The sequence below is a fragment of the Fibrobacter sp. genome, from assembly GCA_012523595.1.
In the GTDB taxonomy this organism is placed as follows: domain Bacteria; phylum Fibrobacterota; class Chitinivibrionia; order Chitinivibrionales; family Chitinispirillaceae; genus JAAYIG01.
The window spans coordinates 1-23,039 of record JAAYIG010000050.1 but is presented as its reverse complement, the minus strand read 5'-3'; the positions used below and the strand labels follow the sequence as shown (position 1 = coordinate 23,039).

Here is a 23,039-nt window from a genome sequence, read left to right as displayed (position 1 = left end):
ACAGAACAGCAAGGATGATAGCTGTTATAAAAAGAGAATGAGAGAATCATGTGAAGATGCGGAGAAAAGAGCAAAGAATGAAAAAAGGAATAAGAAGACCCGGATGTTTGATTGCAGGCAGGCAGTTGATTACAACCCGCTTACAACCGACCGGATATACTCTGAAATATCCTCTGCAGGGCAATCTGGTCTGCAGATTCCAGTTGAAACCAGTTCAGAAAACACGATTGGTTTTCCAAATGCCACAATTGTCCTTCTGTTTTCCTCTCCCTTAGGTTTTATCCGTACCGGCACTATTGTGGCACCTGTTTCCCGTGCAAGCAACCCTATTCCTGATTTGAATGGTCTGAGGATTCCGCTTTTATCTATATCGCCTTCCGGGAAAACTATCAGATTTCTGGAACTGCGTAAAACCATGAGATAAATCTTCAGCATCTCGATAGGGTCACCATTTTTCCCCGGTTTGAGCATATTTCTGCGATGCAAAGAATAGGGAACCTGGTAAAGATTGCTGGTCTCCTTTTCGGGAAGAAAGAACGTCCCCTTCTTATATTCATCCGGAAGAGCATTGAGAATCCAGCAGGCATCGAGTTGATGAGAGTGGTTGGATGCAAAGATCAGTGGTGATGAATGCTTCCTAAACAGGTCTGTTCCAGTTGCATCCACACTCAGCACGGCACCTGCAATTTTGCTCAGAACAACCGAGGTCTGGCCAAGAAAAGACTCATCCCGTGGCAACTTTATTATACCGGTGCTTTCCGAAAGAATCCGTTCCTTAAGACTCATTATGTTCTCAACGGATGCTTCTTTAGGATTATATCTGCCTTCTTTAACCATCGAAACAAGATCGCCTATTGATTCCATCTTGTCGAATACATCTTCGGTTATGTGGATGGAGAAGCGTTTCTCAATTTCGCTCAGAAGTTCTATCCTTTTAAGTGAATCGAGTCCCAGGTCTATTTCCAGATGAGAACGCGGGTTTATTATCTGGGCATCGATCTTCTCAGAAACTTTCTTTATGCTCTCTACAACTCCGTAATACTCCTCAGTACTCATCAGAGCCATCTCCAGTACCGAAAGCTGCTCCTCAGGAACCAGACGGTTACTGGATTTACGTTTGATTGAGTTGTAGATTTTAAGCAATTCCTGTTTCTTGAGTTTACGTGTTGTGGTTCTGGGAAGAGGGGAGTAGACTGTGGCGAAATCGGAAATGCGCCGGTAAACAGGCAGATCTTTTCCCATCCTGATAAGCTCGTTATAGATAATTTCTGTGGCCTGTTTTATGGAATGGGTTTTTCTGATCTCCAGTGATGGAACGATAGTAGCGGCAACTATTTCGGGCCCATTTTGCTTTACACCGAAAATTCCCAGTTCCTCGATTAGTGGAGATGCACCGTAATAATCCTCAAGTTCATCAGGGTAGACGTTTTTTCCGGTGTCAAGCACAATCATGTCCTTTTTTCTGCCTGACAGGTAAAGATAGCCATCTTTATCCAGTTTCCCCAGATCCCCTGTATGAAACCATCCATCCTTGTCGAAAACTTCTGCTGTCAACTCATCGTTTTTGTAGTATCCTTTGAAAACACAGTTGCCGCGAAGCAACACCTCTCCGATACCTGACTCAGAAGCATCGATGATCTTTATTTCGTTTTCACCAAGAACCGGTCCGACTGAACCCAACCGGGGATCATTACCCGGGCAGAGTGTAATAGGGCCAAGTGTCTCTGTCAATCCATAACCTTCAACTATGTTGAATCCAAGAAGCCGGAAACCATTCCAGTACTTTTTCTCCAGTGCAGCACCGCCGGAAATCACAAGCCGCAGTTTCCCACCGAAGTTACTGTGTACACTCGAAAACAGCTTTCGCCTGAATTCCTGTCCCAGAGTATCTCCTACCATGGCAGAGGCAGTCTTCATTCCCTTGAAGGCAGTTGAAACAACCGGTCCTTTTTTCTTAACGTTATGCAGGATGCTTTCATAGAAAAGAGCGATCATTTTAGGGACTACGGGCAGAATTGTCACACTTTTTTCTCTTAGTGCCTCAAGGATCAGGGGCCCCTTAACAAAAGGAACAAGAACCACATCCATGCCGCTTGACAGGGCTGCAGCCAAACATGCCGCGAACCCGAAAACATGATGTAGCGGAAGAACCGCGCACATCGTATCATCCGGACCAACGTTCATTCTTGGAACAGCATATCTGGACACAACGGTATAGTTTTTCTGGCAGAGAACAGCTCCTTTTGCTTTACCAGTGGTACCGGAGGTAAAGATGATCGCTACTGGATCATCCGGTTCGAATTTCTCCGAAAAAGCATCCTTTTCCTCATTACCGGAAGCGATGAACTCCTCAAAAAGAGGTTCTTTCTCATCTGAACGATTTGCCAGAAGAACGATTTTTTCCAGGAATCCATATTTTTGCTTAAGAGTACGGAACAGATTGAGGTAAACCGGAGAGCAGAAAACAATTTTCGCCTCGGTAATTGACAGGATTGATTCAATTTCCGACGGGGGGATGTTCGGATCAACCGGAACTGCACATGCACCTGTGAGGAAAATTCCATGGAAAGCGATTACCCATTCAGGCGAGTTCTCTCCGATTACGATTGCATTATATCCCTTTTTAAGGCCCTGTTTTTTTAAAACTGAACAGAGCCGGTTGAGATCACGATGAAAATCTGCATAGGTCCAGCTCTGATATCTGCCCTCTCTTTTTATATGCAAGCATGCTTTTTGTGCGTGTGTCAAAAGAGAATTTCGAAGCAGGTCAGCATATACCAGTTTATTCATGTACTACTCCACAAACTCAGGATATCTGCATTGCTTCATTGTCTTGAAGAGATTCCTGAAGTCTGGATTTAATCACCTCCAGATCCTCCCTGGAAGGATTTTTCTTTAGAAAGTTGTTAAGATTGTAAAGAACCCTGCTTAGTTCATTTCCGGAGGGGTCAAGAGACGATATTTTTTCCATGTACTCTATTGCCTTATCGGTATGTCTGCTCAGAGCAGAGGAGAGAAGAGCATATCCCATTATCCAGGTCTCATCTGGTTTAAGTTCTAGTGCCTTTATTGCTGAATCCAGGGATTTTTTATAGTCTCCTGTTTCATAACAGCTTACAGCAAGATACCCAAGGGCATCCGGGTTATCGGGTTTTAATTCCGAAGCTCTGGAGAAGCAATCCATTGCATCCAGATGCTGTCCCCAGGCCTGATAGGCAAGGCCAAGATTCAACCATGCGTCAAAATTGTCAGGGACAAGATGGACAGTCCTGCGATATGCCTGGATTGCTTCACCGAACTGCTCCAATGCATGGAACGATAAACCCAGATGATACCATATTTCTGCCTGATCTGGATTAAGCCGGCCTGCCTCACGATAAGCTTTCACTGCCTTGTCGAGCTTCTTTACCGTATGATAAGCAAGACCCAGGTTGTACCATGCAGGGCCATTCTGTGGCCATTTTTTCACTGTGATATTGTAGATTTCAATGGCTTTCGGGTAATCTGCAAGAGCATGGAATGCAAGTGCCATATTGTACCAGGCATCTCCTGAATCCGGCTTTTTCTCAGTTATTTCCTTGTAGTGGCTGATAGCCTCAGTGTATTGGCCTTGCGCATGACAGGCAAGTCCCAGATGAAACAGGGTATCGAGGTTTTCGGGTTCAAACTTTACAGCCTGTGTAAATGTCTCTTTAGCCTCATCGTATTTTCCCAGATAATACTGGCATTGTCCCATATTGACCAGGGTTTCGGCTTTTTCAGGAGCGATGTTTAAAGCTGCTGTAAAGGCGTCTATGGCTTCCTGATAGTTTTCCAGAGATTTAAGGGAAAGACCCAGGTTATGCCAGATTTCATGACGTGATGGGGCAAGATTCGATGCCTCCCTGAAGGCCTTGACCGCCTCCTCGTGACGTCCTGTTATACTATATGAGAGTCCCAGGTGATACCAGATATCCGGATCTGAAGACCATAGTGTGGATGCCTTCACAAAAGAGTCGATTGCCCTCTTGTGATCGTTTATCTTTGCGCAGGCAAGCCCCCGCCTGTACCAGGCATCATGTGAATCAGGATTGATTTCCACGGATTTGCCGAAACACTCTGCAGCATCCTTGTACTGCTCAAGAGACATGTGAACACGCCCCTTCTGAAACCAGCTCTCTGAATTGCCGGGTTCAATCTCAACTGCCTTGGCAAACGATTCAACTGCTTTGGGAAAATTCTCCTGAACCTGATATGCCAGCCCGATACTTAGCCAGGTCGATTCCTGTACCGGGTTAAGCTTTATTGATTTCTCAAATGCTGAAATGGCCTCAGTGTAGAGACTCTGAGCATAAAAACTGTTTCCAATATGATTCCAGATTTCAGGATTGTCCGGATTGATCTCTGATGCCCGCGCATAGGCCTCATCGGCTCCTGCAAAATTACCCAGTGCAGTCTGAGCATGCCCGATAGTCATTAAAGGCTCGGATTCATCATTTTTCAAAGCGGCAGCAGCCTGAGCCGATTCAATCGCCTTTTCATAGTTTTCCGCATGATAATAAGAAAGTGCCAGTGAGTTCCATGCCACGAAGTCATTTTTATCAAGACTTACAGCATGTTCAAAGGCTTCCGCTGATTCAGCGAAAAATCCGCGGTCATACAATTCCTGCCCCATTGCCATCACCGCTTCTGTATAATCATACTTTATTTCGATTGCTTTTCTGAAAGCCTCCACAGCTTTGTCTGACAACCCCTGCATAGAGCAGCATTGCCCCATCCGGAACCAGGCTTCGTAATTTTCAGCATCAAGCTTTACAACCTCTTCATAGGCCTTTATAGCCTCATTGTATCTCTTAACAGAAGTATATGCTTTAGCCGCCTCAAACCATATTTCTGCCCGCTGAGGACCTTTCTTTGTGGCGTTAGTGAATGCATCAATGGCTTCCTCATACCGATCCAGAGCAGCACATGCCAAACCCAGATTAAACCAGGTTTCCTGATTCTCAGGATTTATTTCCGATGCTCTGGTGAGGGATGTTGCTGCAGAATCATATTGTTTCAATTTTACCTGTGCAATACCGGACTCGTGCAGGGGTACAAACCTGTCACCCCTGATAAGAACAGCATTACTGAAAGCGGAAACTGCAAGATCAAGCTTCCCCTCTTTTAGAAATCCATATCCAAGCATCACGAAATCATCATAAAGGTAACCATCTTCATATACCGGACCGGCAGAAAGTGCTTTACCGAACTGCTCCATCGAAGCACTGAAATTACCCATGCGGAGCTCCATCTCTCCAAGTTTCTGATGAAGCAAAGATTTCTGCAGATCACTTAACTGAGAACAACCAGACAGAAAATCAACAATCTCCCTCTCCACTTCCTGAACCGGTAAACTATCAAGTACAAGAGAGCGGTCAGCCAGTAGCCCGCCTCTTTGCAGCAATTCTAATGTTGGAACCGATTTTCCGGGAATAACCGGCTCAAATTCCTTTAGCTGCCAGAGTATCTGTATTGCAAGAGAAGGACAAAAATACTGGAGTTCAAGGTAAATTCCAGGAATAAGCTCAATGACACTTTTGGGCGAGCCCCACATCAGACCATCAATATAATTGGCTAATCCTGCTCTGTAGCGATGGTTTTCGTATCTTTTACCTGAAGCAGGCTCCTGATCCTGGATTGCGGTAAGCTGCTCCTGAAAATATGATGTACATATATTTGAGTAATTTTCAAAAAATCCTGACAAGAGCGATTTTCCTTTTTTCGCAAATTCACCCATGAGGAAATTTATCAGACAACTCCGCACAAGTGGATCAACTGAATTACCTGATATAAAAGAAAACTGCTCTGCTAATTCCTTGATGTTTTTCTGTACATCAGTGGGAGAAACACCCCATAGCTGTCCAAGAAAAGACTCATCGTAATGGCGCAGCATAGCAAGGCTGAAAACCCGCTCTCTGATTGTCTGATCAGTGCAGAAACCAAGAAACCTGGATGTTACTCCTTCAGCAACTTCCATTGGAGAAGGCAGCTCTGCACTGTAGGTTTCCGGGATAATCTCGGGGCCAATCCCATTTTTCCGGTACAAAGCAAGATCACGAACAAAAAGAGGAAAACCGGCAGTACACTGCTCGATCCTGTATATCTCCTCTTCAGTCAATGCAATACCTTCTTTTGATGCAATGGAGGCGATGTCGCTTAGAGTCATCGGATTGGTGGAGAAATCAAACTGGAAAAGCAGTTCCTCGGGAAGTTCGTTGCGAAAACCTCTGGTAAACCCGTTACATCCGGACACTATGGTGATAATCCGGTTTTTTTGATTATAAATTTTTCCGAAAAAAGCCCTGTGAAGCCACTGGTCGATCTCAGGCGGCAGGTATTCGTAGCTGTCAATTGCCAGAATAAGGGCATTTTCAAGCGAAGCTTCAGCGAGCCCGTTTGCAATCGCCTCGGCTCTCAGATCTTCGGATTTTCCCAGGAACTCAATATCCTGTTTTGTTAATTTGCTCTGAATCCATTCGTTATAGGTCGTATTTGGGTCGGAGTCCGCGAAAATCTCCTTCGGCCATTCATCTCCTGCAATATTCTTCAGCAAGTCATCGAGTTTTTGTACTTTCTCTGAGATACTCTTGCAGTTTGCAAGGCATGATTCTATCCCAAGGCTCTTGCCTGTGAGAATCGTACAGAGTGAATTGTTGAATTCCCTGGGTGTACCGGGAATGGAGCATTTCTCTGAATACCATTGCTTCCAGTCGATATGGATAACATTCAATTCCTTTTTTGCTTCTTCGGCAGCATCTTCTGCTACACGGATGCAGGCGTTAAGCGCCGATGTCTTCCCGAGCCCATCATGGCCATGAAACAGAAAAATGCGGGGGTTGACAATCTCCTCCTGGTCACGCTGTTTTCTGAAAGGAAGAAAAGAGCGGCTGTCTTTACTCTCCTCAAGAGCTTTCAGAAAGAATTCTTTGAAGAATCTTGTTAACAATACGCGCCCGGTGAATATTTCCTTTCCCATGAATGATCTCCTGAATGTCGATGTTATGGATCGTGAATAGGGATACAGAAAAATATAGCTATGACCCCCTTTATGCGCAATCTAAATATAGAATTAGAAGTAACGTAATAAATCGGATCGATATCAAACACAATAAAAGCCTGATCAAATCTTAAAGTAGCATCTCAGTAATTATCTGTATGCTATTACACGGACATTCCGATTACGAGGCCGATACAGGCCTTGAATAAGAAATCGGTGTATGTTAATAAGTTAAACAGGACACAAAAAAAGTTTCATAATTTCTCATCCGGTCACCTGAACTATTTTAAACATGTATTGCAGATAAAGGTCTTCCAAACTGAACCAGCAGATTACTCTGTCTGCTTTTCACAATTCTGCAAAGATAAGCAGAGTGAAAAAAGAAAGCACAACAGAGAAAAAGGCCAGAATAGAATTTATAAACCTCCTTTCGGAAACCAAATGGAAAAAAAACAGATTTTCATTATTGACGGACACGCGCTGGTGTATCGTGCTTATTACGCCTTCATTAAAAATCCCCTTATAAACTCAAAGGGTCAGCCCACAAGTGCGGTTTTTGGTTTTGCTAATTATATACTTCGCCTCATAGAGAACTGGTCCTGTCCCTACATTACGGTTGCTCTCGACAGCAGCAAACCAACTTTCAGGCACGAGCTTTATAGTCAATATAAAGCCAACCGTGAGGAGATGCCTGATGATCTGAAATCACAGATGCCGCTTATCGGGGAACTGATCGAGGCGTTCAATCTGTCGGTGCTAAAGAAAGACGGGCTGGAGGCGGATGATCTGATAGCCCTGCTTACCTGCAAAGCAAAAGAAGAGGAATTCGAAGTTTACATTGTGAGTAAAGACAAGGACCTGATGCAGCTTATCGGGCCTGATGTAAAGATGCTGGCTCCGGATGGAACTGGGACATTGCAGATGATAGACGAGAAACAGGTCAGAGAGAAAATGGGGGTAGGACCGGAGAAAATAGTCGATTATCTGGCTTTGACAGGCGATTCATCAGATAATATCCCCGGTGTTCCTGGAGTGGGTCCCAAAACCGCTGTTAAGATGCTCGAAACAGGGGGGAGTGTAGAAGCAATTCTCGAAAATCCCTCGATACTGGAAAACCCAAAGCTGATTGAAAAGATCGAACAGTACCGGGAACAGCTCTCAGTCAGCAAAACATTGGCAACACTGAAATGTGATTCAGACCTGCCTCTGGATCTGGAAAGCCTCAAAAGAAGACCATTTGACAGGGAAAAATGCCTCTCCCTGTTCCGGGAACTTGAGTTTTCATCACTGATGCGCAATCCGCTTCTGGGGGGGGCACCAAGGCTCAAACCCCAGACCACAATTATCGATTCCATCGAGGAACTCGGAAAATTCTGCAAGAGAATCGAAGATTGCAAGTTGATATCGATCGATACCCAGACTACTAACCTTTTGCCCAGGGCCGCTGAACTTGTTGGAATTTCCATCGCTCTCGATGAAAAAGAAGCGTTTTATGTCCCGGTTGGCCACAGGGAGGGAGCCAATTTACCCCTGGAAACGGTGCTTAACAGTCTTAAAACAGCAATTGAATCGCCGCATGTACAAAAAACAGGACAGAATCTTAAATACGACTATCAGGTGCTAAAAAACTACGGGCTGTGCATGGCTGGGATCTCTTTTGACACAATGATAGCCGCATATCTGCTCGATCCCGGAAAACGTCAGTACGATCTCGATATTCTGGCAGCAGAGTGGCTTAAAATGGAGGTATCACCGGTCAAAGAACTCATCGGGAAAGAGAATACCGGGAAAACATTTGCGGATGTCCCTTTACAAAAAGCTGCAGAATATGCCGGAGAGACTGTGTGTATCACCCTGGCATTGATGAAGGTTCTTTCGCCCCTTCTTTCGGAACGCAACTGCAGGGACCTGTTCGATAAAGTTGAACTTCCTCTGGTAACAGTTCTGGGTGATCTGGAATGGCACGGGATGCTGATCGATACAGAATTTCTGAAAAACCTCTCCATCGAGTACCATGGAGTATTGGACAAACTTACAGAAGAGATTTACGGGATGGCAGGAGGACCTCTGAATCTCAATTCCCCCAAACAGATAGGGGAGGTGCTTTTTGAGAAACTCTCTCTACCCGGATCCAAGAGAACCAAAAACGGGAGCCATTCTACAAATGTCGACGTTCTGGAGAAACTTGCTCCTGATTATCCTGTTGTCGCAAGAATACTGGAGCATCGGGAGGTTCAGAAACTGCTCTCGACATATATCGATGCCTTACCGGCGCAGATTTTTCAGGGCAGTGGACGCGTACACAGTTCTTTTAACCAGACCGTAGCGGCAACAGGACGGCTATCAAGTACCAATCCGAATCTGCAGAATATTCCAGTGCGTACCGATGCAGGGAAGAGGATAAGGGAGGCTTTTATTGCCGCTGACGACAATGTGCTTCTTTCCGCAGATTATTCCCAGATCGAGCTGAGAATCCTTGCCCATCTTTCTAAAGATCCTTTTCTCATTGATGCATTCCTTGCTGATAAAGATATCCATGCTCAGACTGCCTCGGCTATTTATGGAATCTTTCCTGAGATGATCACTCCAGAGATGCGCAGGGCCGCAAAGACCATCAATTTCGGACTGATGTACGGAATGGGACCGGTCAATCTTTCCCGTCAACTGGGAATCTCTTTTAATGAAGCAAGAACTTTTATCGAGGCCTATTTCAGGCAGTTTCCGACTGTAAAAGAGTATATGGAGAGTACAATCGAAAAAGCACGCCAGTACGGCTATACAGAAACACTGCTTGGAAGACGCAGGTACCTGCCTGAAATAAACGCAAAAAACCGCAATATCCGTGAAGCGGCTGAGCGTACAGCCATAAACACTCCTGTTCAGGGTACAGCCGCAGATATCATAAAACTGGCAATGATTGACATCCATAAAGATCTTCCTGATGTCTGCGGGGGTGCAAGGATGCTTCTTCAGGTCCATGATGAACTGGTGTTTGAGTTGCCGGAGAGGGAAGTGGATACTTTCAAGGAATGGGTGATTGGAAAAATGAGTTCAGCATACAAACTCTCTGTCCCTTTGAAAGTGGATGTCGGAATTGGCAGGAACTGGAGTGAGGCACATTAGCTTATGAGATATTTCTCGAAGAGAAAGAAACCAAGTCTGGCCTGAAGGGAAGTGCATTGAGGTTCAGCTTCTTCCCTTGACATAAGCACTACAGTGATATCTTCGTTTTCTTCAGGATTTCCTCCCTTTCGACCGCGAAAGGAGCAGAATTGATTGTTGTCCAGTTCCTTGATACATCCAAAATAGTAGATCCCCTCATCACATGCTCCGGCTGAGCTGTAGAGGATTTTGTCTGTAAGGGGGAAAATTTCATTTGGTAAGACCTCAAGACCGGTTTCCTCCTGCAATTCTCTTATAATCACTTGACCGGCATCACTTTCCTCATCGAGCATTCCTGCAGGAAACTCAAGGCTTAGCTGACCGTTTCCAATACGCCTCTGCCGGACCATCAGGTATTTCTCTTCGCCTGTATCTTTATTTTTCAGAAGTGTCACGATCAGGCAGGCATGCCCCCTGATAAAGGCGATATTGGGAAGACGGACTCCTTCAGGTGATCTTACATCTATGTCCAGAAGAGCAAAGAGGAGATCTCCGTTTTTTTTACGGATTTCACTTATCGTCTCCACCTTATTGACAGTACAGCCGGCTTTTGATACATCAGAAATCCAGTTGCGGATTTTCCTGTCAAATTTATCCGGTGTCATATTTACCTGAACATCAGATGGCAGATGAAGACCGATCCCAGGATCCCGGCTGCATCAGCGAGGAGTGCTGCGGGAAGAGCGTGACGGGTCTTTTTTATTCCGACAGCTCCGAAATATACCGCGAGAACATAAAATGTAGTTTCTGTGGATCCCTGAAAAACAGAGACCAGATAAGCCGTGAAACTGTTTGGATCTTTATTGATTATTTCAGACATGACACCAAATGCTCCGGTTCCGGAGAGTGGACGCAGAAGTGCCATAGGCAAGGCCTCTGCCGGCATCCCTATGAGACTGGTTACAGGGTTGACAAGCCAGGTAAAGAGATCCAGTGCTCCGCTCGCTCTGAACATTCCAATTGCCACAAAAATAGCCACCATGAATGGGATTATTCTCATGGCGACTTGAAATCCCTCTTTTGCTCCGTCTGTGACCGCTTCGTATACTTTGACACCCTTGAGATAGCCAAAAATAAGAATGGCTCCCATGATAATTGGTATAAGCCATCCTGTAGCACTTGTCACAAGATTATAGCTCATTGAGGGCTGGTGCCCCAGTTTGATGAAATGCCAGGGAATCGCAAAAAGAAACACAGGAATGAGTGCGATGGTAAAAATTCTGGGAAACAGGGCCGGTTTCAGCAGTTCCTGTGCTTCCTGAACTTTTTCTTCTTCCTTTACCGGAGCAGTTACAGCTTGTACAGGAACAGACACTTTGCTCCTGGAAGCAAGCAATTTGGCAGCAATGATGGCCGTGGTGGTAGAGAATGTGGTGGCAATAATCGATGGAATTAAGATACTGCCTGGATTGGTGGCTCCTGCCGCGGCACGAACAGCTATGACTCCCAGGGGGAGTATAGTAACACTTGATGTATTTATCGCCAGAAAAAGGCACATGGCGTTAGTTGCAGTTCCTTTTTCAGGGTTGAGCTTGTCGAGTTCAGTCATCGCTTTAATGCCCATCGGGGTAGCTGCATTTCCCAGACCAAGCATATTTGCAGCCATATTCATTATCATTGCACTCATCGCCGGGTGATCCGAAGGTACATCTGGAAAAAGCCTGATCATCACAGGACGGATTGCCCGGGAGATGGATTTCATAAGGCCGGCAGACTCAACGATTTTCATCAGGCCCAGCCACAGCGCCATTGCTCCTATTAGACTTATGGCCAGGGTTACTGCACTTTTTGCGGAATCAAATGAGGCCTTTGTGATCTCATCCATCCTGCCTGTATATGCGGCAACCACTATACTGGAAAGGATAAGGTAAAGCCAGATAACATTAATTACTGCGGGTTTTTTATCCATGAGAGATAAAAATACTTTCTGGTAGGGGAATGGGGCAGGTCTTCACGTGCCTGATTTAAAACTGAAAAAAGTAAAAAAGGGGACAGACTACTTTTTTACTTTTATGAAACTGCACTAATAAGCTTCCATAATGACTATCATTTTTCCTCATGTATATTGCCTTTCATGAAAAAGAAAACGGCAGCAAACACCTCATGACCGTTTCTTCAAAGCAATATTCGGCAAAACCGCGGTAGTTTCCAGTTTCGTTAGTTCGTATTTGTTTCCAGACAAAAAGGTTGAGATTGATTTTAGCCTTTCCAGTGCGATAAAGAACGACACAGCTGATGGGTCCCTCAATGAATTTCGGTCTGATATAGTTTATCGACTCTTCGATAAAACCAGGTCACTTTATATCTATCTTCTTTTTGAGCATAAGAGTACCCCGGATAAAAGAACATTGATTCAATTGAAACACTACTTAAACTCAATCCAAAACGATATCCCTGAATCGGAAAAGCATGAGGAAGGGGATTAAACAAGGTACAGAAAAAGGAATTGAACGAGTTGCTCTTAACATGTTAAAAAATGGTGAACCTGCTGAAAAAGTAGCTTTCTATACTGGTTTGTCTATAGAAAAAATTGCTTCTCTTAATAAAACAATTTTTGACAAAAATTAAAAACTGTAATTTATACCATTGTTAATGATTTGAGAAAACAATCAACTCGAAAATCACAAAGTTTCCTCTGAGATAAAAACTTGAGCTTAAACCGTTAAATATTATCTGGTTGGCAGAGATCTTGCATCATGTGCCTTATAAGAGGAATATGATGCGATCAAACTACTGCCTGAAAGCTGTCTTGCTGATTCTTTCAGCCACTTCAGCCTTCTCTCAAATCCAGCAGGAGAGGCTTGGTCTTTCTATAGGGGTAAGATCCGGATTCAGCATTTCCAGTTACTGGGGGAACGGGGTCAGTTCTTTTGAAAGAGATCTTTCCCTTTCTGTTAACGGATTCAAATCCGGTGTTCTGCCCTTCTTCACAAGTGGATTTTTTGTGCAATATGAAATCATCCCCGATTTTCTGGCTATACAGCCGGAGATTCTGTTTCTGAGATCAGGTAAAAGATGGGAAATCTCGCCTGTAGATGGTGGAAAAGCGAATTTTCAGGTTTATTCAGATTACTTCCATATACCTCTTCTGGCAAAACTGATCATCCCTTTTGTTCCTGTTACGCCCAGTGCCTATGCCGGCCCATCATTATTCATAAGATTTAAGTCCCGCTCAGAAAATATCGCCGAACTCTCTGAAACTGCCGATTTGGGGTTTCTAAAAGAACTCACTTCTGATAAGGCGGTTTCAAAGATCATCTACCCGCTGGATTTTGGTTTGACCACTGGTTTTGCACTGGATATAATTGCAGGAACAGGACGTTTTTTAATAGACTTGAGATATACTTTTGGTATGGTTGATGTATTTCACGGTGGAAAAGATTTCCGCAACTCTGCATTCTCTCTGCTGGCAGGATATGCCTGGAGCTACTAATCAGTGTGATAAGTTCCCTTAGTCGGTATCGGTATTGGCATCGAAATGAATTGACTACATGTGGTAAGATGTGGAACAATTCATTCCGATAAAGTTTTCAGTAATCAGTTCAATACAGCCGGATAATGAGTATCGATACCGATTCCGGCAGTATCCTTTTCTTACCCGTTGTCGCCTATAGCTTCTGACGGACAATCTTTAAGAGCTTCGTTGCAAGCCGCTTTTTCAGATTCATTTGCAGGTTGTTTGTAAACCACCGCAGTGGAACCGTCATCGCTCATCTTAAAATTATCCGGTGCTGTGCTCTCGCACAAACCACAGCCTATGCATTCTTCATCCACATAATAGGGGCCTTCCACATTTCCTGGTACTTTTTTCTCTTTGTTTGCCATGAAAGTCTCCTTTAAAGAGGAACGTTTAAGTGGGAATCTAATTAAAAGATACTAAAAGAGTATCAAAAAAGCAATTGTATCTCTTTAGGTGTGTTTTGTCTTAAGAAATGGTTGACAACAAATAGGTATTAAGGTATATTAATACCTGAATAGTACATAGAGAAGAGATATACTTTCTATGCTCAGACAATCAGGGCCGGTTCAAAGGAGGCCTGTATGTTTTTCTACACCGTTAAAGACATAAAAATAGTATCAATTTTGTTGACACTGATATTTCTCATCAAACTGATGATTATGTGGTGAGATGAGGTTAATACATCAGAGGCGCTTTCAATTGAAAAGTATGATAATGAAAAAGATCGCACTTGAAACACTGAACTGTGGAGAAAAGAGGGAAAGAAATAGAATTCAGGAAAAATATGGAGAGACAAATGTCAGGGAATAGTGGACGAACCGCCGGCTCAGGCAACCTTTTTTTTCTGCTCTCCTTTTACTCCAATCCGTGAGCAGTAATCAAAAACCGGACACTCGCTGCAGCGAGGATTTACCGGAAGGCAGGTATGCTGACCAAATGATACGAAGTAGGAATTGAAAGTAGTCCAGTATTTCTGAGGGAATGTTCTGCGCAGTTCCATTTCGGTTTCCAAAGGTGTTTTTGTGCTCAGGTACCCGAGGCGGTTAAATATACGATGCACATGGACATCAACACATACAGCCGGTTTATTGAAAGCTACAGCAGATACCAGATTTGCGGTCTTCCGGCCAACACCGGGAAGGAGTACAAGATCTTCCACGTCAGATGGGATCTTTCCTCCAAAAAGCTTTTCTAAAGCATCGGGAAGCGCCTTGAGATTTAAAGCTTTTTCCCTGTAGAAACCGACAGGATAGATAAGTTTTTCGATTTCTGAACTCTCCAATCTCCTGAGATCACCCGGATTTTTCACCTTTGTAAAAAGTCTACCTGCTGCGGCAACTGTTGTCTCATCTCTGGTACGTGCACTAAGGATAGTAGTGACAAGAACCTTGAAAGGATTCCTGGTCTGCAGTTCAATCAGATCCACCACAGGCATGCGGTGCTTTTTAAATTCCTGGCTGAGTATCTTGTAAACTTTCTCTATTTCCGGGCTTCTCTTCTTCATTTTTCACCTGGAGCGGTTCTTAATGTACATTTCTGAGAAGAGAAAAGGAGATCTCGAGCCGGTTTGATATGCAGGACAATGGCTCGTTATCATTTGATTCTGGAAATGCATCACTTGTAAGGACTTCTTTTCCCGAAGAGAAAAACCGTCTGTACCAGTTAAGTGTATAAAAGATCCCGGTTTCAATTGCCCCGCGGCTTCCAAAGCTTTTCATTGTGCTCAATCCGGTACGAAGTGTTAGGGCAAGGCCGAAAGACTTATGGTTGTTAAAGAAGGAATGTATACTTTCTTTTACGGATACCATCCTGGGATCATCGGAGTTAAGATCGGCTTTATTTATCGACTGCAGAGATACAAGTGGCGAAATACCTGCTCCAATGATGAAATCACTCCTGTCAACTCCATCGATCGAGAAATACCTCTCCTGTATTCGGAAACCGTAAAGAAACTCTATCCCCAGTGAGTATAAGGAAAGGTTTTGTTTGATATCAACCTTGCCCTCAAGAGAATCTTTCAAGGGAAAAACAGATGCTTTGAAACCTTTACGAATCATAGAGAAGGACAGCGCGGATGAGAAAAAATCCTTTTCCCTTATCTTATGAAATGAGACTTTGATCGGAAAAGTCATATTGTAATAATCAGCATCTTTTTTAATCACGAATTTCAGTGAAGAGGAGTCACCTTCAACTGCGAAAGAATTTGCATCCAGTCCAAAATCTCCCAGGGAGTCTGGTAGAGATTGTTTCCACAGGTCCAGAAGTGTGAAGCTTCCCAGGGTCCATCCGGCACCGGCACCGATAAACAATCCGGTGTGTTTTACGGAATCTTCGGGAGCAGGGGAGGGCAGGGAGGATTTTTCTGAGATAGAATCCGGGGAATTTGGTCCCTCTTTAGACAAAAGAGAATCCCGCTTCTCAATGATGCCGTCATTAAATACAGTGTCTACATGCTGAGAATCTGGGTTTTGTATTTCCAAAGAGTCAGATGAAGTGTTAAGCAGAGAATCGGGATTCGTCTGAGTCTCTGCCAAAACCCGAAGAAAGAACAGAAATACCAGTAATTTTATCGTGAAAATCTGCCGAACCATTCTTGTCATCATTCACCCGCTCCGGAATTGCGGTGCTTTTGTTCTGATTTCCGTGCAGTTGCTTCGATTAGAATCAGAGTGTAATCGTCCTCATAGGTAAAACTTGACAATTGCTGCTGTATCGATTGAAGCACTTTATTGAACGGGAGATGGTTGCATCCTGCCAGTATCTTTACAAACCGGTCATACCCGAGCATCTCTCCCTTGCTCTCAGGATCAAGCACCTCAAATATACCATCAGTGAACAGGAAAAACCGGTCTCCTTTCTCATACTCTATCGATTGCTCCTCGTACATGGAGTTTGGGAGCAGTCCAAGGAACGTCCCCTGGGATTTGAGTGGAATGACTGTGCCGTTCCGTTTGACCAGGACAGGAATAGGGTGTCCTGCTCTGGAATAGGTGAATTTCTTTGAACGAGTGTCAAAAATACCCCAGAAGCATGTCAGATAATGTCCTGTGTGCACATTGTCGATCATGTCCTGGTTAACTTTTGACAATAATTCGTTTACAGGCATCTCTTTTTTACTGTTGTTGTATAAAGACATCTTGGAAATCGTACCCACAAATGCGGCTGAAAGGCCGTGTCCCGAGGCATCTCCGATAAAAATTCCCATGTGTTCCGGAGAAAATTTGATGAAGTCATAGATGTCACCTCCGACTTCCGTTACAGGATGATAAACAACGGAAATCTTCAGCCCGTCAACATCAGGAGCATGTTTAGGGAGTATTCCCTGCTGAATCGTGCGTGCAAGACGAAGTTCATCACGAATGTTCGCCTGTGCTGCCTTGAGATGTTTCATTGCCCTGGCAAGAGAAGCATTCTTCTTTTCCAGGTCAAGTTTGAGCTGTTCAAGAAGAGTTATATCACGGATATGTTCGATAATGCAGCGGGTCTTCTTTTTCCCCATAGTCAGGTCAAATGTGGAAAAAGAGATCGATATTGCCCCGCTTCCTGAGGGATGCTTTGACAGTTCTATTGTCGCGGGCTGCCCTGATGAGAAAGATTGCTTCATCAGGCAGTCCTCACATGGATAGGTACGATTTCGCAGAAGCGTGTAGCATTTTTTATTGATTGTATCCTGAAAATTACTGGATATCATGGAAATATAAGCTTTGTTTGCACGTTTTACAGTGTAGTCTTCGGTGATAACCGCCAATGGGTCACTCACTCCATCCAGCATATCCTCCAGGCCGATTTTACTTCGGTAAATAAGGTGCAGAGGATATTTGCGGTAGAGTGCAACAAGGGCTAAAACTGCAATCAGTCCGCCTGCGGAAAAGATTATTTGGTACAACAGCTCCATTTAAACCATCTTTCCGGCTTTGTACTGCGCTGAGGACTGCCGAAGGTAATTGGGAAGGATCTCTGTTCCCTGTTTCCAGACCGAGAAATCCTGTATCAGAGATGCTCCTATGGAAGCACAGAAAAAACCACGCTGAAATGGATATCTCTCAACTTGAAACCACCCCTGATTACCTTCAAGAAAATTAAAAACCGTGCTGCGGGAATAACCCATGCTATCAGTAATTATAACATCAGCCGAAGCTGCAAGATGCCTGAATTGATCTGAACTGCACAATAGATCTTCACTTGTGCGTTGGAGTCTCCTGTCCGAAGAGATGAAAGAGGCGTAGAATACTTCATCGTTGCGTGCATCAATAGCTGCCACTATTTTCCCCTGGTACATGATACCTGCGTGGGCGAGGATCATAAGGGATGAAACAGGGCAGATCAGAGCATCGCGGCCAAAGCAGAACCCCTTTGCAAAAGCAATCCCGATCCTGAGTCCTGTAAAAGATCCCGGACCGGTGCTTACAGCTACATGCTGCACCTGTTGCGGTTCTACAGAGTTGGCACTGAGAATCATCTTGACTATTTGAGAGATGTGCTCTGCATGGGAATTACGGACAAAACGGGAATAAGATGCCACCGGGAGATTGTCCTGAAAAAGAGCCACTCCCAGATCAATTGATGAAGTGTCGATTCCCAGAACCCAGCTCATGCGACAACAGTACTCCGTTTTGCAAGTGCAGAATTGATCATTTCATCAAGAAGTCCTGAATAAGTTCCTCCGGCAGCGCAAAAAGCTTTTGGCAGAAGCGAATTTCTTGTCAGTCCGGGAAGAGTGTTCGTTTCCAGAATGTACATTTCAGAATCTTTCATAATCATGTCTGTACGGGAGATGCCTTTACATCCCAATGCACGGTGGGCAATCAGTGCGTTGCGGCGGATACTCTCCAAAACCTGCTCAGATTGCGGAGCGGGAACTATATCCTCGGAACCGCCGTCACTGTACTTGGCCGTATAATCGAAGAACTGTGATCTGGGCCGTATCTCTATAGGTGGAAGGGCTTCCAGAGAGCCATCGGATCTCTCCAGAACAGCACAGGAGAATTCGGCTCCTCTGATAGCAGTCTCTATGAGCAATTCAGATGAATATGTCGACAGTTCATTTAAGAACTCTTCAAGCTCCTTCCTGTTACCAGCCCTGCCCATCAGGCGGCTCGAACCGGACTGAGGACATTTGATAAAGCATGGGAAACCGTGTCTGGCACAGATTGTATCCACTGTTACATCAGGGTAATCCTTCCCGTAAAGAGAATAGGGTGGGACAGTGAGACCTTTTTGCTGATAGATAAACTTGGAGGCGATCTTATTCATTGCCAGAGCGCTGGCGAATACACCTGATCCGGTGTAAGGGATTCCTATGGTGTCCAGAAATCCCTGGATCACCCCATCCTCACCGAAACTTCCATGCAGCGCCAGAAAAGCTGCATCACATCCCTCCCAGACCTTATGTGAAGAAGATGCGGTGAAGGGACCCTGGAAGAGCCTGGATGCATCCGGGCGCACCAGGTCCTCAAGCGAAGGAATTCCGGTATTGATGTCCTGGAAATAGAAATGCTTGTCTCTGGTGATAACCACAGTTCTGAGGCGATATCTACTTTTGTCTATATGTGAAAGCACTTCCAGTCCTGAACTCAGGGAGACTTCATGCTCGGCTGAAGGACCACCCATAACGATGTTAATCAGATCTGTCATTTTCTTGCTGCCTTTAGTTTTCCGCTTATTACCTCAACAACCGATTCGGCAGCGACTCTGTACTGTTCGCGGCTGTCACGTTCACGAACAGTAACAGTGTCATCTTCCATTGACTGACTGTCAACAGTGATGCAGAAGGGAGTACCGACCTCGTCCTGCCTTGCATACCTGCGGCCGATCGATGATGTGTGGTCATAAAAGGAGTTTATGGAATTGTCAAGGAGATCCTTGAATATCTTTTCTGCTTTTTCCGGCATGCCGTCTCTTTTGACCAGGGGGAGCACAGCTGCTTTGATCGGAGCCAGCGATGGATGGAGGTGAAGAACCGTCCGTGCGTCCTTCCCTTCACCTTCCACATCGTAGGCATCCACCAGAAATGCCAGAGTAGCTCTGTCTGCTCCTGCTGCGGGCTCGATCACAAAGGGGAAATAGTGCTGCTTGCTTTCCTCATCGAAGTAGGCGAGGCTTTTGCCGCTTGCTTCTGAATGTTTTTTAAGATCGTAGTCGGTCCTGTTCGCGATTCCTTCCAGTTCGCTCCATCCGAATGGAAATTTGTATTCTACATCTGCACAGGCTTTGGCATAATGTGCCAGTTCGTCTTTATCGTGGTCGCGCAGACGTAGATTTTCCGTTTTGATACCGAGATCTTTGTACCATTGAAGCCGGGCATTTTTCCAGTAGTCATACCACTGCTGGTCATCAGCAGGCGGAACAAAAAACTCCATTTCCATCTGCTCGAATTCACGTGTGCGATAGGTGAAATTGCCGGGAGTGATCTCGTTTCTGAAACTTTTTCCAATCTGCCCGATACCAAATGGTGGTTTGAGACGGGAGGATTGCTGGACATTCAGGAAATTGACAAATATTCCCTGTGCTGTTTCCGGACGCAGATAAACGGTTGCAGACTGGTCTTCAACAGGACCCATGAAAGTCTTGAACATGAGGTTGAATCTGCGCACAGGAGTAAACTCACCGCCGCATTTGGGACAGCAGTCAAGGTTTTCCAGATGATCGGCGCGGAAACGCTCCTTGCATTTTTTGCAGTCCACAAGTGGATCGGTGAACCCGGAGAGATGCCCGGAGGCTTCCCAGACTTTAGGATGCATCAGTATCGAGGCGTCGAGACCAACGACATCCCGGCGGTTTGTAATCATGGATTTCCACCACGCTTCCTTGACATTGCGCTTAAGCTCGACACCGAGAGGTCCGTAATCCCAGCAACTGTTAAGACCGCCGTAGATCTCACTGGACTGAAAAATTATACCGCGTCTCTTGCAGAGACTTACTATTGTGTTCATCAAATCGGGACCTGCTGTCATTCTCTCCTCCGGATTATTGAAAAGTTTTGCAAAAAGTCTGTTTTAAATGATTCCCGCTGCCTTTAAATTACTTCTGATTCTGTCCTTTATTGAAACGTCGGTTCCGGGGATAAACTGAAGCCTGGTTATCATTTCGTAAAGATTAATATACCTGGATGAAAGTTCGATAATCAGTTCATCAGGAGCCTTGGGGAGAACTTTGTCTTTGTAAGGATCGCAGTTGTTCCTGAACCAGAGGCGCAGAAATTCTTTGTCGATATTCTCCGGCTCCTCTCCTTTGTCAAATTTTTCCCGGTATGTACTCTCGAGCCAGTACCTTGAGGAATCAGGAGTGTGAATCTCATCAATTAAAACTATGTTTCCATCGGTATCGAGACCCAGTTCGTATTTGGTATCAACCAGAATCAAACCATTGCGTGATCCTACTTCTGTTCCGAAATTAAAAAGGGCGAAAACTATCGATTCCAGCTTCTTCCAGATCTTTTCATCGATTATTCCTCTGGAAATAATCTCCTGTGCCGACATCGATTCATCGTGTTCATCTGATTTGGTTGTAGGAGTGAGAATCGGCTTGTCGAACTTCTGGTTTTTCACCATACCATCAGGTAGAATGTTGCCGCAGATATTGCGGATACCATTGGAGTACTGGCTCCAGGCTGAAGTGTCAGTTGATCCTGTCAGGTAGCCACGCACCACAAACTCAACCGGGAACACTTTGCATTTTTTTGCTATGGTGATGTTGGGATCCGGGACAGATATCAGATGATTTCTGACAATATGGGTTGTATTGTCAAACCAGAACCTGCTGATCTCGTTGAGAACCTGCCCTTTAAAAGGGATATTAGCCAGGACACGATCAAAAGCGCTTTGCCGGTCGGTTGTGACAAGCATGAGAGTCTCACCCAGATCGTAACTGTCACGTACTTTGCCTTTCCGCAGACCGCTGATTCCAAGAAATGATGTGTCGTCGAGACAATTACTGAGATGTTGAGAGATTGTTTCTCTGGAGACCATAAAACCCCATAGCAGAAAAGTTGGAAAATAAACTGCCTTATAAAGCAGTGAATCCCATAAAATAATACCCGCAGAATATGGCATCGTATTACGATTAAAAGAATAGAGATATTCTGAGAATCTGCTGCTTGCCCAAGGATGATCTTTACCCATGTTTTCTTCCTGGAGCTAATAATTTTGCTTGTTATTTCGAGGAGTCCGCGGGGAGAAATCTTTTCAATTCACACTTTGATCGAGGTGGAAATTCCGGTATCGATTTCGATACCGACTCCGACATGAATTACTGCGGACTTAAAACCCGTTGGCCGGCAAAACATTACCAGTTCCGACCAGGAAATAAAGCGTTTGAGCACTCAAGGATAAAAAGACTGGCAGAGAATTTGCGCCTCACCCTGAGCGATGTATAGCATGAATACGGGTATCTTGTTGAATCGGACGTCATTACAACAAGCCCGTGAGGAGAAATCTTTGTCATCACATTACATACCGGGCAAAAGTATCGGTTTCGATACCGACCCCGAACAGATTCATCAATTTGATCGCTATTAGTTAACTTGACCTTACTTACATTGATTAACTATATTTAATAAGTTTTTCTCAATTTTTTCTTACTGGTAAAAAATGATAATAGCTATCGATGGACCGGCAGGATCAGGTAAAAGCACAACTGCAAAAATAGTTGCATCCCGTCTCGGTATCACATATCTGGACACAGGAGCGATGTACCGTGTTATTACCCTGAAAGCGCTTCGTGCCGGCATCCCTGCCACTGATGAGCCTGCTCTGGCCAGGCTGACTGCAGACACGGTAATCAGTTTCTCTGGCAAGCTTCCTGATACCAGGGTATTTATGGATGGGGAAGATGTCACTGATGCTATCCGGGGTAGTGATGTCACTTCCAATGTCTCAGATTATTGCGCTCCGAAGGTGGTAAGGGAGGCGCTGGTGGAGCAGCAGAGACGGATTGCCGAGGGTAACAGCGTTGTTTGTGAGGGCAGGGATATCGGCACAGTGGTTTTCCCCAATGCCGATCTGAAATTTTTCATGACCGCTTCAGTTGTTGAGCGGGCGAAGAGAAGGCAGAAGGATTTTGAGAAGCTTGGCATTTCCAAATCGGTGGATGAGCTTGTAGAGGAGATCACACTCAGGGATAAAAAGGATTCCACCCGCGCCAACAGTCCTTTGTGCAAGGCGGATGATGCTCTGGAAATAGACACTACATCGATGAGTCTTGAAGAGCAGGCAGAACTGATAATTGAGAGAGCCTTACGGCTCATGAAAGAGGAACAAAAAAAGTAATCTCCAGGTATCATCAGGTGCCTGAAATATATCCATTAACCTTAACCCAAGTTACAGGAGTGCAATTAATATGTCGGATGCACTTACAGAAAAAAAAGCCCTGAAGGGTTTTGATGCCTCAGGCAATGAAGTG

At 44.8% G+C, this 23,039-nt stretch carries 17 protein-coding genes; 5 read left to right on the top strand and 12 right to left on the bottom strand.

Features of this window, described 5'->3' with window-relative positions; all coding sequences use genetic code 11:
• Nucleotides 1-129: 129 nt before the first annotated feature.
• A complete protein-coding gene (locus GX089_02845) occupies nt 130-2,790 on the bottom strand; it encodes an AMP-binding protein (GenBank protein NLP01406.1) in 2,661 nt (886 codons plus the stop codon).
• Between the two features lie 16 nt (nt 2,791-2,806).
• Nucleotides 2,807-6,997, bottom strand: a complete 4,191-nt coding sequence (locus GX089_02840; GenBank protein ID NLP01405.1) for a tetratricopeptide repeat protein — start codon at nt 6,995-6,997, stop codon at nt 2,807-2,809.
• Nucleotides 6,998-7,459: 462 nt separating this feature from the next.
• Here GX089_02840 and polA point away from each other — a divergent pair, with 462 nt between their 5' ends.
• Nucleotides 7,460-10,141, top strand: a complete 2,682-nt coding sequence (polA, locus tag GX089_02835) for a DNA polymerase I (protein NLP01404.1) — start codon at nt 7,460-7,462, stop codon at nt 10,139-10,141.
• On the opposite strand, the gene GX089_02830 is transcribed toward polA, so the two are convergent.
• Together GX089_02830 and GX089_02825 are read right to left on the bottom strand one after the other, a co-directional pair.
• Nucleotides 10,138-10,785: an NUDIX hydrolase gene (locus GX089_02830; protein NLP01403.1), complete on the bottom strand. Its 648-nt coding sequence runs from the start codon at nt 10,783-10,785 to the stop codon at nt 10,138-10,140. The genes polA and GX089_02830 overlap by 4 nt on opposite strands.
• A 2-nt stretch (nt 10,786-10,787) precedes the next feature.
• Nucleotides 10,788-12,089 carry a spore maturation protein gene (locus tag GX089_02825; protein NLP01402.1) on the bottom strand — a complete coding sequence of 434 codons (1,302 nt, stop codon included), beginning with the start codon at nt 12,087-12,089 and terminating at the stop codon, nt 10,788-10,790.
• Nucleotides 12,090-12,303: 214 nt separating this feature from the next.
• Between GX089_02825 and GX089_02820 the strand changes: the two genes are divergently transcribed.
• From GX089_02820 to GX089_02810, 3 genes are all read left to right on the top strand, one after another.
• Nucleotides 12,304-12,606 (top strand): Rpn family recombination-promoting nuclease/putative transposase, encoded by a 303-nt coding sequence (locus GX089_02820; GenBank protein NLP01401.1) that lies wholly within the window; start codon nt 12,304-12,306, stop codon nt 12,604-12,606.
• Entirely contained in the window at nt 12,590-12,748 is a 159-nt protein-coding gene (locus GX089_02815; protein ID NLP01400.1) for a hypothetical protein, read from the top strand. The genes GX089_02820 and GX089_02815 overlap by 17 nt, the downstream gene beginning before the upstream one ends.
• A 148-nt stretch (nt 12,749-12,896) precedes the next feature.
• Nucleotides 12,897-13,613, top strand: coding sequence for a PorT family protein (locus GX089_02810; protein NLP01399.1), 717 nt, complete (start codon nt 12,897-12,899; stop codon nt 13,611-13,613).
• Between the two features lie 161 nt (nt 13,614-13,774).
• Here GX089_02810 and GX089_02805 read toward each other — a convergent pair whose 3' ends face one another.
• The 8 genes from GX089_02805 to GX089_02770 form a co-directional block, all read right to left on the bottom strand.
• Nucleotides 13,775-14,005, bottom strand: a complete 231-nt coding sequence (locus GX089_02805; GenBank protein NLP01398.1) for a ferredoxin — start codon at nt 14,003-14,005, stop codon at nt 13,775-13,777.
• Nucleotides 14,006-14,466: 461 nt separating this feature from the next.
• Nucleotides 14,467-15,144 carry an endonuclease III gene (locus GX089_02800; protein NLP01397.1) on the bottom strand — a complete coding sequence of 226 codons (678 nt, stop codon included), beginning with the start codon at nt 15,142-15,144 and terminating at the stop codon, nt 14,467-14,469.
• A 19-nt stretch (nt 15,145-15,163) separates the two neighbouring features.
• A complete protein-coding gene (locus GX089_02795) occupies nt 15,164-16,243 on the bottom strand; it encodes a hypothetical protein (GenBank protein NLP01396.1) in 1,080 nt (359 codons plus the stop codon).
• Entirely contained in the window at nt 16,240-17,535 is a 1,296-nt protein-coding gene (locus GX089_02790; GenBank protein ID NLP01395.1) for a SpoIIE family protein phosphatase, read from the bottom strand. Before GX089_02790 ends, GX089_02795 begins: the two co-directional genes overlap by 4 nt.
• The gene (gene tsaB / locus GX089_02785) at nt 17,536-18,234 is read right to left on the bottom strand and encodes a tRNA (adenosine(37)-N6)-threonylcarbamoyltransferase complex dimerization subunit type 1 TsaB (GenBank protein NLP01394.1); all 699 of its coding nucleotides are present in this window, start codon (nt 18,232-18,234) and stop codon (nt 17,536-17,538) included.
• The gene (locus GX089_02780; GenBank protein NLP01393.1) at nt 18,231-19,274 is read right to left on the bottom strand and encodes a D-alanine--D-alanine ligase; all 1,044 of its coding nucleotides are present in this window, start codon (nt 19,272-19,274) and stop codon (nt 18,231-18,233) included. Before GX089_02780 ends, tsaB begins: the two co-directional genes overlap by 4 nt.
• Nucleotides 19,271-20,572, bottom strand: a complete 1,302-nt coding sequence (locus GX089_02775) for a glycine--tRNA ligase (GenBank protein ID NLP01392.1) — start codon at nt 20,570-20,572, stop codon at nt 19,271-19,273. Before GX089_02775 ends, GX089_02780 begins: the two co-directional genes overlap by 4 nt.
• A gap of 63 nt (nt 20,573-20,635) precedes the next feature.
• Entirely contained in the window at nt 20,636-21,607 is a 972-nt protein-coding gene (locus tag GX089_02770) for a phosphoribosylaminoimidazolesuccinocarboxamide synthase (GenBank protein ID NLP01391.1), read from the bottom strand.
• 621 nt (nt 21,608-22,228) lie between these two features.
• On the opposite strand from GX089_02770, the gene GX089_02765 reads away from it, so the two are divergent.
• Nucleotides 22,229-22,906: a (d)CMP kinase gene (locus GX089_02765; GenBank protein NLP01390.1), complete on the top strand. Its 678-nt coding sequence runs from the start codon at nt 22,229-22,231 to the stop codon at nt 22,904-22,906.
• Nucleotides 22,907-23,039: the final 133 nt, after the last annotated feature.